Here is a 14,495-nt window from a genome sequence, read left to right as displayed (position 1 = left end):
GGCGACGTGCCGGCGCAGCGCCGCTATGGGGGCGCGCGCCGTCATGGTTCGCGCATGCCCTCGGTGGCCAGCGGCGCGATGCGGCTGAACAGATATTGCAGGATGGTCCGCCGTCCGACCTTGATGTCCACCGTCGCCGGCATGCCGGGGCGCGGCCTGAAGAAGGACGGCACGCCGCGCAGGGTCATGCGGTCGATCCGCAGGCGCACGCGATAGAACATGTGCTGGCCGTCGGCGGCGGCCGGGGCGGCGTCGTGCCCGCGCTGCTCCTGCTCGTCGGCGCCGGCGGAGAAGGAGTCGGCGCTGATCGTGCGCACGGTGGCATCCGCGCCGCCATACTGGTCGTAGGGAAAGGTCGCGAATTTCAGCAGAGCCTTGTCGCCGGTGCGCACGAATCCGGCATCGGCGCCACGCAGCACGGCGTCCATCTCAAGCCCGCTGCCGACCGGCACCAGGGTCATCATCCGGTCCGCCGTATTGACCACCGCACCGACCGAGATGCGGGCGATGGTCAGCACCACCGCGTCGCGGTCGGCGCGCAGTTCCACCAGGCTGCCGCGCAACTGCGCCTTGGCATAGTCGCTGCGGGCGTCGAACAGGTGATGTTCCGCCTCGGACAATTGCTGCAGGGTCGCGGCGCTCCAGTCGCTGATCACCGCCGCGCGCTGGGCGGTCAGCGCGCTGATCTTGTCGCGCGCGCCCGCCGCGTCCTGCCGGGCGGCGATCTGGGCACGCTCGACCTCCATCAGGTCGTTCTGCGCCCCGAGGGTGGACAGGCGGCTGCCCACCTGGTCGCGCTGCAGGGTACGCCGCATCGACAGCACGCTCGATGCGACCCGCGCCCGGGCGGCATACATGGCGGCATTGGCCAGCGCCCCCTGCAGCGCGCTTTGCTGGCCGGCGATCTGGTGGTCGTAATCCTGGATCTTGGCCTGGTATTCCTGCCGGCGGCGCAGGAAGGTCGCCGCCTCCTGGACCGAGGCGGGATTGCGCGGGTCGGGGGCGTACTGGCGGCCCTCGGCCTCGGCCGTCAGGCGCGCGACCTCGGCCGCGTAGCTGGCCACCTGGGCGCGGCGATTCTCCAGCTCCGCGGTGCTGATGGTCGGGTCCAGGCGCGCCAGCACCTGTCCCTTGCGCACGAAATCGCCTTCATGCACGTCGATGGAGCGGACGATCGACGTATCGAAGGGCTGGACGACCAGAGTGGGATCGGTCGAGACCAGATGGCCGCCGGCGGAAACGACCCGGTCGAGCGGAAAGACGCCCATGGCGACGAAGCTGGCCACCGCCATGGCCACGACGACCCAGGTCGTATGCCGGGCCGACGCGGTGGGCGGCAGGTTGATCAGCGCGGTGCTGGGCGAGTGGAATTCCAGCAGCGCGGGCGGCAGGTCGCGCGGCGAAAACGGGTCGTTCGCCGCCAGGGGGGCCACAAGGGGGGCCGCCAAGGGCGCTGCCGGAGACGTGGCGTCGGAATGGCTCATGGTTCAGCGCCCCTCCGCCCGCGCGGCCGTCGCGGGGATCCGCGCGACGACCGGCGCATGGCGGTTCTGCTGCATCCAGAGTCCGCGATAGAGCGCGCAGCGGTCCAGCAGCGCCGCGTGCGGCCCGATATCGACCACCGCGCCGCGATCCATCACCAGGATCTGGCCGCAATGGACCAGCGAGGACAGGCGGTGCGAGACGATGACCATGGTCCGCCCGCGGGCGATCCGTTGCAGGTTGGCGTTGACCAGGGCCTCGCTTTCCGGATCGAGGGCCGAGGTGGCCTCGTCCAGGATCATCAGCCTGGGGTCGGCGATCAGGGCGCGGGCGATCGCCAGGCGCTGGCGCTGGCCGCCGGAAATATTGGTCGATCCTTCCTCGATCCACGTATCATAGCCGCCGGGCATGCGTTCGATGAATTCGTCGGCTCCGGCCAGGCGGGCGGCGCGGGCGACGTCGTCCATCGTCAGGCCGGGACGGCCGGCGGTGATGTTGTCGCGGATCGTGCCGCGGAAGAGGAAATTATCCTGCAGCACCACGCCGCAGGAGCGGCGCAGATGGGTCAGGTTGATGTCGCGCAGATCGACCCCGTCCAGCCGTAGCTGGCCGGTATAGGCGCGGCTGACGCCCTGCAGCAGCCGGGTGATGGTCGACTTGCCCGAGCCGCTGCGGCCGACCACGCCCAGCATGGTGCCGGCCGGCACCGCGAAGCTGACATCGTCCAGCGCCTTGACCGTCGCGCCGGGATAGGTGAAATCGACATTGCCGAAGGACAGGGCGCCATGGATCTGCGGCCGCATGCCGGTGGTCAGCGCGCGGGTTTCGGTGGGCTGGTTGAGGACCAGCGCGGCCTCGGACAGCGAGGACGCGACCTCGTTGAGGTTCTCCAGCAGGCGGGCCAGGCTGGCCAGCGGCGCGGCGACGCGGCCGCCCAGCATCATGAAGCCCATCAGCCCGCCGGCGGCCAGCCCGGAATGGCCCGTCAGGATCAGCCACGCGCCGACCAGCATGATGCCGCGATTGAGAAACTGGTCCAGCGGCGCGGACAATGTCGCGGGCCAGTTGGCCAGCCGGCCGGCCGCCAGGCGCCAGCGCACGACCTGCGCCGTGCGGTCGTCCCATTCCTCGCGCCGGGCGGATTCCAGGGCCAGGGTCTTGATCGTGCGGATCCCGGCGACCGATTCGTGCATGACCGAGTTGCGCGCCATCTCGGCCCCGATGACGCGCCCATAGAGACGGGTCATCGGCCGCATGAAGACCAGGACGATCAGGCCGATCAGGGCGGCGGCGGCCAGCGTGATCCAGGCCAGGGTGGCGCTGAGATAGAACAGCACCGGCAGGATGACGATCAGGGTGAACAGGTCGAGGAAGGTGCTGAGCAGCCGGCCGGTCAGGAAGTCGCGCACCTTGAAGATGGCCATGACGCGGCCGATGACCTGGCCGCCCTGCTCGCGCTCGAAGAAATCCAGCGGCAGCGACAGCAGCCGATTGAAGGCATGCAGCGAAATCCGCGTGTCGATGCGCGTCGTCAGCACCAGCGTGAGTTCGCGCCGGGCATGGGACAGCAGCATTTCATATCCGGACAGGATCACCATCAGCGCGGTGATCGAGAACAGGGTCGCCATCGACGCGTAATTGACCACCCGGTCGATGACCTGCATGACCAGAAGCGCCGGAAAGACGGCCAGGACGCTCAGGATGACCGAAGCCAGCAGGATATCGCGCAGCAGCCCGCGCTCGCGCAGGACCATGCGGAGCATCCAGGCGGCGTTGACCGGCGCGTCGGCCTCGGTCGCGTCGCGCGCACGCTTGACCAGCAGCACGTCGCCGGTCCAGAGCTGGGAAAGATGGGTCTCATCGACCGGAACGGGGGAATCGGACGCCGCCGCCATCGGATCGCGCAGCCAGACCAGGCCGCGCGCGGGATCGGCGCGCACCATCAGCGCCGCGGCGCCGTCGCGAAACATCAAGACGATCGGCGGCGTGTTGTGAAGCCGGATCAGATGCGGCCATGTCAGCCGCATACCCCGCGCCACCGCGCCCTGTTCGGTCAGCCAGCGGGCCCGGGTCGCGGGCGAGGGCGTGTCCTCCCCCGGCTCGCGGGCGAAATCGCGCGGGTCGAGGTCGAGCCCATGATGGCGCGCCGCCGCCATGGCGGCCTGGATGCGCGCCGTTGCCGGATCGGATGCCGGATGGGATGTCGGATCGGGCGCCGGACGCGCGGACGCAAAGGCGCCGGACGCGCGATGGGATTCGTTCACGCACTCTTCCTTCATACGCCGCCACGCGGGGCCCATAGGGACCTGCCGGCCGCACGATAACGCCGTGCATCCACGCGGTGAAAAGAAATGGTGGAATATCGATTTCTACAAAATCACGCACCGATGCCATCGGCAGCCCGCTCCCCGCGCCCTGGGGACGAAGAGACGGAAGAACCATAATACCGGCCGCAATATCCGTAAAATCACCGGAGGCGCCGTCATATGAAATACCGGGACGGATCGAGCGGATCCACCCGGCGGCCATGCGCCCTGAACCGCTTAAGTTCATTCGGCTGGCTACATTCTGAAATACTCACGAACGCATGATGTGGCAAGCCCCTTCTGACGTACGCGTGAGAATTGTCACCGGATTGAAATATGCTGCGGAATGACGCAGATAGCCACAATAGTTTTAAAATAACAAACACAGACCCGGGCCCGAGCTGGCTCTTTTCACTCCCGCAGCCGACCGGCCACCTGCGCCGTTGGCGCGACGCATCCATAGCGCAGTCCGTCCACAAGAAGCGCTACCATGCGCCCCGCGTGATCAGCCGAGCTATTGTGCGCAGACATGCACAGGCTCGCAACCGCGCCGAGAAGGTCGTCAGGATCGACGTCCGCCCGAACCACGCCGGCGGCGACGGCGGACGAGAAGAGCGTTCGGAAGGCAGGCCGCAGGTGCTGCTCGAAATATGCGGGCAGGGCTTCGAATGCCGGATCGCCTGAATGCAGCGCCTTTGCGAGCCCGCGCTTCGTTCCAACCCAGGCCGCGTATCGCTGCAACCATTTCATCAATGCCTCGAACGGCGGGTTCTCGTTCGCCAGAAGCGGCGCCGCGTCGGCGCAGGCCTCCATTTCCTGACGGCAGACCGCGGCGATAAGGCCGGCGCGCTGCGGGAAATGCCGATAGACGGTGCCTACCCCGACACCGGCACGCTCAGCGATTTCGCGGACGGGTGCGTCCACGCCCGACTCGGCGAACACCGCCTTCGCCGCACGAAGCAACGCGTCGAGATTGCGCTGCGCATCGGCGCGCGGGCGGCGCTCGGCTGGGCGTTCGCGGTTCGAACCGCCGGTCTGATCGTCTGCTTCCTCGTTCATCATAGAATCCGGTTGAAAAACGGAACATCGTTCCGTATAAACCCGGAACGCCGTTCCGGTTATGCTGGCTATCACGGATCGGCGGTCGCCGCCAAACGATCGCAACCACAGGAGAACGCCATGCAATACCGCACGCTCGGTCGCACCGGGATCAAGGTCAGCCCCTACTGCCTGGGCGCGATGATGTTTGGAAAATTGGCCAATCCCGATCACGATGACTGCATCCAGATCGTTCACAAGGCCTTGGATTTCGGCATCAACTTTATCGACACCGCCGATCGCTACAGCGCTGGAGAATCCGAGGAGATCGTTGGCAAAGCCCTCAAGGGACGGCGTGACCGCATCGTGCTCGCCACCAAGGTGCATGGCCCGATGGGCGACGATCCGAATATGCAGGGGAACTCGCGGCGGTGGATCACCTCTGCGGTAGAGGGCTCACTGCGCCGCCTGCAGACCGACTATATCGACCTCTACCAGATTCACCGCCCGGCGCCGGACACTGATATCGAGGAAACCCTGTCGGTTCTCACTGATCTGATGCGCGCGGGCAAGGTACGCGCGATCGGCAGCTCGACCTTTCCCGTATCCGAAATCGTCGAGGCCCAGTGGGTCGCCGAGCGACGCGGGCTTGGCCGCTTCCGTACGGAGCAGCCGCCTTACTCCATCCTGGATCGCGGCATCGAGCGGGAGATGCTTCCCACCTGCCAGCGCTACGGCATGGGCGTCCTGGTTTGGAGTCCGCTCTCGAAGGGGATGCTCACGGGTCGCTATCGCAAGGGACAACCGCTCCCCGACTCCCTGCGTGTCAAAGTCTTCCCCAAGCAAATGTCCGATGAGCGCAGTCTCGACGCGATCGAGCAGTTGCTCCCGATCGCGCAGGGGGCGGGCCTGTCTTTGACTCATATGGCCCTCGGCTTCGTTATGGCTCATCCCGCCGTCACCTCGGCGATCCTTGGTCCCCGCACCCAACAGCAGCTCGATGACCTGCTGGCGGGCGCCGAAGTTCGGCTCAGTGATGACGTTCTGGATCAGATTGATCAAGTCGTGCCGCCGGGCGTCGATATCGGCGTGAACGAGGCGAATTACCAGCCGCCGGCAGTGAAGCAGGCAAGCCTGCGCCGACGGCCGATTGCCGAGCGAAAAGCTGCTTGACCTGACGATGAAGACAGCCAGTTCGTCCGCATTGTCCTGCAAAAACTGACAGAGTTCCGTTGACGGCAGATCGGCTTGACCCCGTAATCTTGATCACCATAGCCCAGTTTCCGCCAAAGCTTGACGCTGCCTGGCAGTTGCACGATTTGAAATCCGACAGCGGGCCTCAAGGCGTCGATATGAGAACGCCGGGATACGGAAGTTTCGAAATATCATGATCTTGCGATATAGCTCGCGAATCGTTGATAAGCGATGGCCGTGTAGGAAATCTTGTAGGCACTATCTGGGATTTCGCCCGATGCGCATGTCGGGCGGCTAGGGGGCAGCGAGTCCATGGTGACCGTCGCGCAATGCGAGGCTCCCTTTTCAAAAAAATGGAGCATATCATGAATTTCACGGAAATTTACCATTCGTCCATCGTGCGCGCGGCCGACAGCCGCGGTGGCGGCGGTGCAGAACATAACCCGGGCAATTTCGCCCAGGATCGCGAAAAGGCGGCAGAGGCCGGTCGCAAGGGCGGCCAGCAAAGCCATGGCGGCGGCGGTGCCGAGCATAATCCCGGCAATTTCGCTCAGGATCGCGAAAAGGCGGCAGAGGCCGGCCGCAAGGGCGGCCAGCACAGCCATGGCGGCGGCGGCGCCGAGCACAATCCCGGCAACTTTGCCCAGGATCACGAAAAAGCGGTAGAAGCCGGCCGTAAGGGCGGCCACGCATCCCATAAGGGCGAGTAAAAGAGCAAGTCGTTCAGGGATCGTGCGAAAAGCACCGGATACTGCCCGGCGGGACAGGCCGGTGACGACCACCGGGGCGGTCGCATGACGACCGCCCCGAGCCGTCCGTCCGGAGATCGAACGAAGGAGAAGCACGTCATGACCGACCGTCTGACAATGCAGGATCCACGTACGCAATACCCATCGCCGCCGTTTCCCAGGCAACCTCAGCCCCGGCCGGGATTAACGGGGAAGATGGATCCCATTCCCGACCATGGTGAGCAGAGCTATCGGGGGACGGGCCGATTGTTGGGCCGCAAAGCATTGATAACCGGAGGAGATTCCGGAATCGGGCGTGCCGCCGCGATTGCTTATGCGCGAGAAGGCGCGGATGTGGCGATTGCCTACCTTCCGGAAGAGGATGCCGACGCCAAAGAGGTCATGGCCCTGATTCAGGCCGAAGGCCGCCGGGCGGTGGCGTTGTCCGGCGATATCCAGCATGAAGCCTGGTGCCAGGAACTGGTGGACCGGGCAGTCGCGGGGCTGGGCGGCCTGGATATCTTGGTGGTCAATGCCGGCCGGCAGCAATTCCGCGAGACGCTGGAAGCGCTCTCGAGCGAGGATTTCGACCGAACAATGAAGACGAATCTGTACGCCTTGTACTGGATCACCCAGGCGGCGATGCCGCACCTGCCACCAGGAGCGTCGATCATCGCCACTGCGTCGGTCCAAGCCTATCATCCATCGGAAAACCTGCTCGATTATGCGACCACCAAGGCCGGCATCGTGGCCTATACCAAGGCGCTGGCCGGCCAGATCATCGAAAAAGGCATCCGTGCCAATGTCGTGGCGCCAGGCCCGGTCTGGACCGCCCTGCAGCCTAGCGGCGGCCAGCCGGAGGACAAAGTCGAGAATTTCGGAAAGAACAGCGATTTCGGGCGTCCGGCGCAGCCGGTGGAACTGGCCCCGATCTATGTGCTGCTTGCGTCACAGGAAGCGAGCTTCATCAATGGCGAGGTCTATGGCGTCACCGGCGGCAAAGGCATCGCGTAGACGTTCGCGCGCTTTGGTCGAAAAGCAACAAAGCCGGTAACGAACGACTTCAGGTCACCATAGCCTCTCTGCAGCCCGCTTTTTCATCATCCCGATCATGCCCGGGCGCGCTTGACTCCGTTCGCGAAGCTGCTATTTAGGAAACGATCGTTTCCTAAAACGGGCGGCAACATGACACAGGACATTCGAGCGGGAAACCGGGGGCGCCCGCGCGTCTTCGATGAAGCGGAATTCCTGAACGGTGCGATCGCGCTGTTCAGTGCGTCCGGCTTCTCAGGCGTCGGCATCAGCGAATTGACCAAGGCGACGGGCCTGACGGTCGGCAGCGTCTACAAGGCCTATCAGGATAAGGAGGGCGTGTTCGTCAAAGCGCTCGAACATTATATCGCGCTGCGCGAGGCCCATATCGCGACGATCTTCGAACAGGCGGAAAATGCCCGCGCCAGGATCGAGGGCCTCCTCAGGCTCTATGTCGATCTCAGTAAAGGCCGGGACGGCAGGCTGGGTTGCCTGATCGTCGCCGGGATCGCCGATATCGATCAGGTCGGCCAGGCGGCCGACATCCTGCGTGCGCAAATCTCGTCACGGCAGACGATGCTGAGCCGGCTGATCGAAGAAGGGCAACGTGACGGATCGATCGCGGCGAAGGGCGATGCCTGCGCGATTGCCACGGTTCTACTCGCTCTGCTGCAGGGCATGCGCGTTGTCGGCAAGGCAGGTGAGTTCACCGAGGATGGCGAAATCTTCGTCGCGCGCGCCCTCAGGATACTGGACTGACCATGCTTTTCATCCTCATGGCGCCGCTCGCCGGCAGGTTGTCCCGTCCATGCCGATCGATCGTTTGGGCCTGTTCGGCCCGCCCCTCACCGATATGGCTCTAGTGTCCCGATTCCGAAATTCGCAAGCGAATTTCGGGATCGAAAGGACACTAGAATCAATATTTTAATGGCCTGCTGATCCGAGAAATTCTCATAAGAATTTCTCGGGCAGGACACTAGACTGGAAAGAAACCCACATGATCCACGGCACCCTGCCGGAAACACCGGCCGGCTTCGCCCACCGTTTCACGACCGTGAACGGGTTGCGTTTCCACTTTGTCGAGGGCGGCGTCCAATCCGGGCGCACGATCGTGCTCGTCGCCGGATTCCCCGAGAGCTGGTACGCCTGGCGCAAGGTCATGCCCGCTCTGGCTCGGGATTTCCGCGTCGTGGCAGTCGATTTACCGGGCCAGGGTGACAGCGACCGCCCTCTCGATGGCTACGACACTGCGACCGTCGCACGGCGCCTGCATGATTTCGTCGCGCAGCTCGGGCTCGAACGATATTGCCTGGCCGCGCATGATGTCGGCGCCTGGGTCGCCTTTCCCTACGCGCTGATGTTCGGCCGGGAGATCGAGGCGCTGACCCTGATGGATGCCGGGATTCCAGGCATCACGTTGCCCGACATGCTGCCTTCATCCTCCGATAAATCCTGGAAAACCTGGCATTTCGGCTTCCACGCGGTCCCGGATTTGCCGGAAATCCTGATCGAGGGACGCGAACGGCCATATCTCGAATGGTTCTTCTGGAACAAAACAGCCAACCCGGCCTGTTACGGGCAACAGGAGATCGACGAATATCTGCGCATCTTCTCCGCACCTGGCGGTATGCGCGCCGGGCTCGCCTTCTACCGCGCTGCGGCACGTTCCGCTGAACAGAACCGGGCGCTGGCGGCCGAGCGCCAGCTCGAAATGCCGGTGCTCGGGCTGAGCGCCGATCAAGGCTCGATTCCCGACATCGCGGCCATGATCGGTCCGTTCGGCCGGGACGTCCGGGGGGAGACGATCAGGAATTGCGGCCATTTCCAGCCCGAGGAACAGCCAGAAGCCGTCACAGACGCATTGGCTCGCTTTTTCGGTGCGATCTGAAGCAAGGGTCGAGCGTGGCAGGAAAGCAAAGCCACTCAACCAATGTTTGTGGCGCGATATCGAACTTTTCGCCCGTTTTCGCGCTCGAAGAAGGATTGAATGCGGATATGTCGCGGGCGTCCATGTTTGGAAAGCAGGCAGGTCCACGCGGACTGCGACTTATCGGGCCGGAACTCCGCCGCATCACAATCCGCACAAGGACAACATGCGAGAGCGACATCGAATGTCCGGATAATATTGCTCATCACGTGGGGAGATAAGAAATGCCCGTTCCCCTTATGACGGTTCGCCAGATCGCCGCGATCTCCGGACTGATCATTGCAACAGCCTGCACTCACCCAACACCGTACCAGCCGGCAACGAAGGCTGGAGAGGGATATACGACGCAACAGATCGAGACAAATCGCTTCAGAATATCCTTCCGGGGCAATGCGGAGACATCACGCCAGACTGTCGACACATATATGTTGTATCGGTGCGCGGAGGTCACTCTGGAAAATGGCTATGATTATTTTGTCATTGTAAACAAGGCCGTCGACAAGAATACAGCCTATGAGAGCTATGGCGACAATCTGGCCTGGGGTTGGCGCGGCGGCTGGGGGTGGCGCCATGGAAGGGGCGGCGTTGGTCCGTGGGGCGGCTCCGGAACAAGCTATTCCCAACCCATCAACAGCTATGATGCGATAGCCGATATCGTCCTCTATCACGGAACCAAGCCGCTCAACGACCTCTATGCCTACGACGCACGTGAGGTCATGCACGAGATCGGACCGACCGTCATCCACATCGAACCCGCACCGGGCGCTCCAACCTCCCCGGCTCCTTCGTGACAGTCCGATGATTTTCCCTGCAGCGTCATAGAGAGATGATCGAGGCTCCCCTCGACTGAAACTCCCGCCCAGCGGCGGCAGAGAATCCGGGAAAAGCGATCCCGCGTTGTCGTGGAAGACTGCGGCGGGGCTCCGTGATGGAGGGACGTGATGATGCTGACTCCTCAGCTCCCCGCAATCTGCGACCTTTCAGTAACGAATGTCTGCAACGCAGCCTGCGACTTCTGCGGTTTTTCGCGGAACAACGCGCTGATCGGCCCCAAACGATACGTTGATGCGGAAGACTTCGCACGCGCACTGCCGATCTTGCACCGACGGGGCATACGGTACGTAACATTCCAGGGTGGCGAGCCTCTTGTGCATCCGGACATCGTTCGCCTCGTATCGGATACGGCCGCATCCGGCATTCGGGCAACTCTCATCACGAATGGTTGGTTTTTGCCTCGGTATGTCGACGCCCTGGCTGCGGCTGGACTCACGAATCTGATCGTCTCGATCGACAGCGCCGAGTTTGATGTACATGAGAAAAACCGAGGCCTGGACGGACTTGCCACGCGTATCGCAGAGGGCATCGCGCGGGCGCGATCTCTTGGCCTGCGGGTCCAGGCCTCTGTTACGGTCAGCCGGCTCGTTCATTACGACAAGCTCCCCGAAACCCTGAAGCGGCTCGGGTTCGACGCGGTCGAATTTTCGTATCCGCGTCGCGAGCCCTTTGGCTCAACATCCCTGGTGTTTGGCGGGGAATCGAAACTGGTCGACTTCAACCGCGCTGAACTGCTCGATGCCCTTGCGGCAATCGCCAAATTGAAGAAGCATTTCCCGGTTATGAACTCTCAAGCATCGCTCGACGAAGTCGCACGTTTTGTACGTGGCGAGCCGCAGCGAGTACCCTGTGTCGGCGGCTACAAGTATTTCTACCTCGATTGGAACCTCGACATCTGGCGTTGCGAGGCGTGGAGCCACCCGATGGGCTCAGTCTTCGACCTCGACGGAATTCCGGATCAGCGCGAGCCATGCAATGCTTGTATGATGGCGTGCTACCGGAATGCGAGCATGTTGATGCACGCCGGGGTCGCCGCGTTGGACGCGGCCCATGCTTTGGAAGCGGGCCACGTCCGATCCGCCATAGCAACCCTCTTCCGACGCGAAGTCGCGCAATCCCTCGGATCGATTATGGAGGAAATGCCGCACATACGTCGCTTGGCGGCACGCAAACGCAAGGCAATTGCCGGTCGCGTTGAAGCCCAACCAGGGCTGCGGCGGGGCCGGAGAGGCCGGGTGACGCGGCCCCCCGCCGCAGCCATCGGAGGACCTCCTCACGCCCCGTGACCAGAAGACCGTCTGCGCCAAAATCGGCCTGCCGGAACTGTCGAAGCAACTGGCAACATCTCCCAGGCCCGCAAGACGATGGGCGAAGCCGCCGAAGGTTCCGACGATGCATGGCATCGTCGGAATGGCTGCGGAGGGTACCCCGGACGCAGGTCTCCTGTATTCCGGCAAGCAGAGCTTTCTCCGCCGCCTTGCACCGCTGATTTTCAGGTGCCGGACCGACCGCCTGCGCTGCATGTAAGGTGCCGGCGTCGGCTTCCCGTGCGTGCCACCAACATGTGCCACACACTGCCGAAGCCAAAAAATAACCAAATGAAATCAAGCATCTGGCGGAGAGAGTGGGATTCGAACCCACGGTACGCTATTAACGTACACACGCTTTCCAAGCGTGCGCCTTAAGCCGCTCGGCCATCTCTCCGGCGCACAAACGGGCCCACCTTCCGGGCGGCCCGCCGTCTGGGCGCGGAACATAGCAACATTTCCGCCCGGCGCAAGGGGCAAAGCCCCGATGCGCTCTCCCGGCTCCAGGCTTTGCCGGCGGTCTTAATGATCCATCTTCAGCGCGGCCAGGAACGCGCTCTGCGGGATCTCCACCTTGCCGAACTGGCGCATGCGCTTCTTGCCTTCCTTCTGCTTTTCCAGCAGCTTGCGCTTGCGCGAGATGTCGCCGCCATAGCATTTGGCCGTCACGTCCTTCGACATCGCGCCGATCGTCTCGCGCGCGATCACCCGGCTGCCGATCGCCGCCTGGATCGCGATCTTGAACAATTGCCGGGGGATCAGCTCCTTCAGCTTGGCGCAGATCGACCGCCCGCGCGTCTCGGCGGCCGAGCGATGCGCGATGAAGGCCAGCGCATCGACCGGCTCCTGGTTCACCAGGATCGAAATCCGCACCAGGTCGCTCTCTTCATACCCGTCCATCTGGTAATCGAAACTGGCATAGCCGCGCGACACCGATTTCAGCCGGTCGTAGAAATCGAACACCACCTCGTTCAGCGGCAGGCGATACACCGCCATCGCCCGGTTCCCGACATAGGTCAGGTCCTTCTGGATGCCGCGCCGCTCGGTGCACAGCGTCAGCACCGCGCCCAGATACTCGTCCGGCACCATGATCGTCGCGACGATCCACGGTTCCTCGACCTTCTCGATCACCGACCCGTCCGGCATGTCGGCGGGGTTGTGCAGCTCCTCCATCCCGCCATTGGTCCGATACAGGCGGTAGACCACCGACGGCGCGGTGGCGATCAGGTCCAGGTTGAACTCGCGGCTCAGCCGCTCCTGGATGATCTCCAGATGCAGCAGCCCCAGGAACCCGCAGCGGAAGCCGAAGCCCAGCGCGGCCGAGGTCTCGGCCTCGTAATGGAACGACGCGTCGTTCAGCCGCAGCTTCGCCAGGCTGTCGCGCAGCTTCTCGAAATCGTCGGCATCGATCGGATACAGCCCGCACCACACGACCGGGATCGACGGCTTGAACCCCGCCAGCGGCGTCTCGGCCGGCCGGCGGTCATCGGTGACCGTATCGCCGATATTGCAATCCGCCACGGTCTTGATCGCCGCGTTGATATAGCCCATTTCGCCGGGCCCCAGATCGTCCACCGGCACCATGCGCGGCGCGAACACCCCCACCTGGTCCACGTGATAGACCGCGCCGTTCGACATCATGCGGATGCGCGACCCCTTGCGCAGGCGCCCTTCCTTGATGCGCACCAGGATGATCACGCCCAGATACGGGTCGTACCAGCTATCGACCAGCAGCGCCTGCAACGGCTTGCTGTCGTCGCCCACCGGTGGCGGCAGGCGGGTGACCAGCGCCTCCAGCACGCCTTCGATGTTCAGGCCGGTCTTGGCCGAAATCTCGACCGCGTCATCGGCCGGAATGCCGATCACCTCCTCGATCTGCGCCTTCACCCGCTCGGGCTCGGCGGCCGGCAGGTCGACCTTGTTCAGCACCGGGACGATCTCGTGGTTGGCGTCGATCGCCTGATACACGTTGGCCAGGGTCTGCGCCTCGACCCCCTGCGACGCATCGACCACCAGCAGCGACCCCTCGCACGCCGCCAGCGACCGGCTGACTTCATAGGCGAAGTCGACATGGCCCGGCGTGTCCATCAGGTTCAGCACATAGGTCTTGCCGTCCTTGGCCGGATAGGTCAGGCGCACGGTCTGCGCCTTGATGGTGATGCCCCGCTCGCGCTCCAGCTCCATGTTGTCCAGGACCTGGTTCGTCATCTCGCGCGCGCTCAGCGCCCCACAGGCCTGGATCAGCCGGTCGGCCAGGGTCGACTTGCCATGGTCGATATGCGCGATGATCGAAAAATTGCGGATCAGCGAGAGCGGTGTGTCGGTCATGGGCGGAGACATAGGCCAAAACCCCGGGAAAGTCAGCGGGCCCGCATCGAAATTCTCCGTCCCCGCCCCCTTGGCCCATCCCGTCGGGCCGCCCCGTCGGCACACCACGTTCAGGGTCCCGTCAGCTTCCTGTGATAGAGCCCCTTTCCTGCAGGTGCGGCACGGGGCCGCCGGATCGCGTGGGATGCCGCATGAAGCAGGGCAGGGGACACGACAGGCACGACAGGGACCGGCACAATGGGAATCGGCACGGCAGGACAGCACCCGCCGTCATGGACCGCGGCAGCGTCCCGCCGGCCCGCACGCTGGGCGCCGCCCT

The 14,495-nt window shown here is 63.9% G+C and carries 11 protein-coding genes and 1 tRNA gene; 7 read left to right on the top strand and 5 right to left on the bottom strand.

Features of this window, described 5'->3' with window-relative positions; all coding sequences use genetic code 11:
- Nucleotides 1–41 precede the first annotated feature (41 nt).
- From HUK84_RS04175 to HUK84_RS04165, 3 genes are all read right to left on the bottom strand, one after another.
- Nucleotides 42–1,484 (bottom strand): HlyD family type I secretion periplasmic adaptor subunit, encoded by a 1,443-nt coding sequence (locus tag HUK84_RS04175; RefSeq protein WP_176639130.1) that lies wholly within the window; start codon nucleotides 1,482–1,484, stop codon nucleotides 42–44.
- Between the two features lie 3 nt (nucleotides 1,485–1,487).
- Nucleotides 1,488–3,638: a peptidase domain-containing ABC transporter gene (locus tag HUK84_RS04170; RefSeq protein ID WP_176639132.1), complete on the bottom strand. Its 2,151-nt coding sequence runs from the start codon at nucleotides 3,636–3,638 to the stop codon at nucleotides 1,488–1,490.
- A 561-nt stretch (nucleotides 3,639–4,199) separates the two neighbouring features.
- On the bottom strand, nucleotides 4,200–4,847 hold the full coding sequence (locus HUK84_RS04165) for a TetR/AcrR family transcriptional regulator (RefSeq protein ID WP_218064203.1): 648 nt from the start codon (nucleotides 4,845–4,847) through the stop codon (nucleotides 4,200–4,202).
- 120 nt (nucleotides 4,848–4,967) lie between these two features.
- Here HUK84_RS04165 and HUK84_RS04160 point away from each other — a divergent pair, with 120 nt between their 5' ends.
- The 7 genes from HUK84_RS04160 to HUK84_RS04130 all read left to right on the top strand — a co-directional run bounded on the left by HUK84_RS04160 (nucleotide 4,968) and on the right by HUK84_RS04130 (nucleotide 11,827).
- Complete coding sequence (locus HUK84_RS04160) at nucleotides 4,968–5,999, top strand: aldo/keto reductase (RefSeq protein ID WP_176639128.1); 1,032 nt, start codon at nucleotides 4,968–4,970, stop codon at nucleotides 5,997–5,999.
- 386 nt (nucleotides 6,000–6,385) lie between these two features.
- Nucleotides 6,386–6,730, top strand: coding sequence for a con-10 family general stress protein (locus HUK84_RS04155; protein ID WP_246285372.1), 345 nt, complete (start codon nucleotides 6,386–6,388; stop codon nucleotides 6,728–6,730).
- Between the two features lie 84 nt (nucleotides 6,731–6,814).
- Nucleotides 6,815–7,762, top strand: coding sequence for an SDR family oxidoreductase (locus HUK84_RS04150; RefSeq protein ID WP_374729258.1), 948 nt, complete (start codon nucleotides 6,815–6,817; stop codon nucleotides 7,760–7,762).
- A gap of 111 nt (nucleotides 7,763–7,873) precedes the next feature.
- Entirely contained in the window at nucleotides 7,874–8,539 is a 666-nt protein-coding gene (locus HUK84_RS04145) for a TetR/AcrR family transcriptional regulator (protein WP_246285371.1), read from the top strand.
- Nucleotides 8,540–8,777: 238 nt separating this feature from the next.
- Complete coding sequence (locus HUK84_RS04140; protein ID WP_176639125.1) at nucleotides 8,778–9,668, top strand: alpha/beta fold hydrolase; 891 nt, start codon at nucleotides 8,778–8,780, stop codon at nucleotides 9,666–9,668.
- Nucleotides 9,669–9,931: 263 nt separating this feature from the next.
- Entirely contained in the window at nucleotides 9,932–10,498 is a 567-nt protein-coding gene (locus HUK84_RS04135) for a CC0125/CC1285 family lipoprotein (RefSeq protein WP_176639124.1), read from the top strand.
- A gap of 150 nt (nucleotides 10,499–10,648) precedes the next feature.
- Nucleotides 10,649–11,827, top strand: coding sequence for a radical SAM protein (locus tag HUK84_RS04130; RefSeq protein ID WP_176639123.1), 1,179 nt, complete (start codon nucleotides 10,649–10,651; stop codon nucleotides 11,825–11,827).
- Nucleotides 11,828–12,154: 327 nt separating this feature from the next.
- Here the strand turns inward: HUK84_RS04130 and HUK84_RS04125 are convergent.
- Nucleotides 12,155–12,245 (bottom strand) — tRNA-Ser (locus HUK84_RS04125).
- Between the two features lie 125 nt (nucleotides 12,246–12,370).
- A complete protein-coding gene (gene lepA, locus HUK84_RS04120) occupies nucleotides 12,371–14,176 on the bottom strand; it encodes a translation elongation factor 4 (protein WP_176639122.1) in 1,806 nt (601 codons plus the stop codon).
- Between the last annotated feature and the right edge of the window lie 319 nt (nucleotides 14,177–14,495).

It is taken from the genome of Nguyenibacter vanlangensis (assembly GCF_013376155.1).
In the GTDB taxonomy this organism is placed as follows: Bacteria; Pseudomonadota; Alphaproteobacteria; order Acetobacterales; family Acetobacteraceae; genus Gluconacetobacter; species Gluconacetobacter vanlangensis.
Note: the sequence above shows the minus strand (reverse complement) of the source record. Positions and strands in the feature narration are given on the sequence as shown.

Bases quoted from the DNA above. Each gene is read 5' to 3' on its own strand.
- HUK84_RS04155 (WP_246285372.1), top strand. From the start codon at position 6,386: ATGAATTTCACGGAAATTTACCATTCGTCCATCGTGCGCGCGGCCGAC.
- HUK84_RS04135 (WP_176639124.1), top strand. From the start codon at position 9,932: ATGCCCGTTCCCCTTATGACGGTTCGCCAGATCGCCGCGATCTCCGGA.
- HUK84_RS04175 (WP_176639130.1), bottom strand. From the start codon at position 1,484: ATGAGCCATTCCGACGCCACGTCTCCGGCAGCGCCCTTGGCGGCCCCC.
- HUK84_RS04150 (WP_374729258.1), top strand. From the start codon at position 6,815: ATGACGACCGCCCCGAGCCGTCCGTCCGGAGATCGAACGAAGGAGAAG.
- HUK84_RS04160 (WP_176639128.1), top strand. From the start codon at position 4,968: ATGCAATACCGCACGCTCGGTCGCACCGGGATCAAGGTCAGCCCCTAC.
- lepA (WP_176639122.1), bottom strand. From the start codon at position 14,176: ATGACCGACACACCGCTCTCGCTGATCCGCAATTTTTCGATCATCGCG.
- HUK84_RS04165 (WP_218064203.1), bottom strand. From the start codon at position 4,847: ATGAACGAGGAAGCAGACGATCAGACCGGCGGTTCGAACCGCGAACGC.
- HUK84_RS04140 (WP_176639125.1), top strand. From the start codon at position 8,778: ATGATCCACGGCACCCTGCCGGAAACACCGGCCGGCTTCGCCCACCGT.
- HUK84_RS04130 (WP_176639123.1), top strand. From the start codon at position 10,649: ATGATGCTGACTCCTCAGCTCCCCGCAATCTGCGACCTTTCAGTAACG.
- HUK84_RS04170 (WP_176639132.1), bottom strand. From the start codon at position 3,638: ATGGCGGCGGCGCGCCATCATGGGCTCGACCTCGACCCGCGCGATTTC.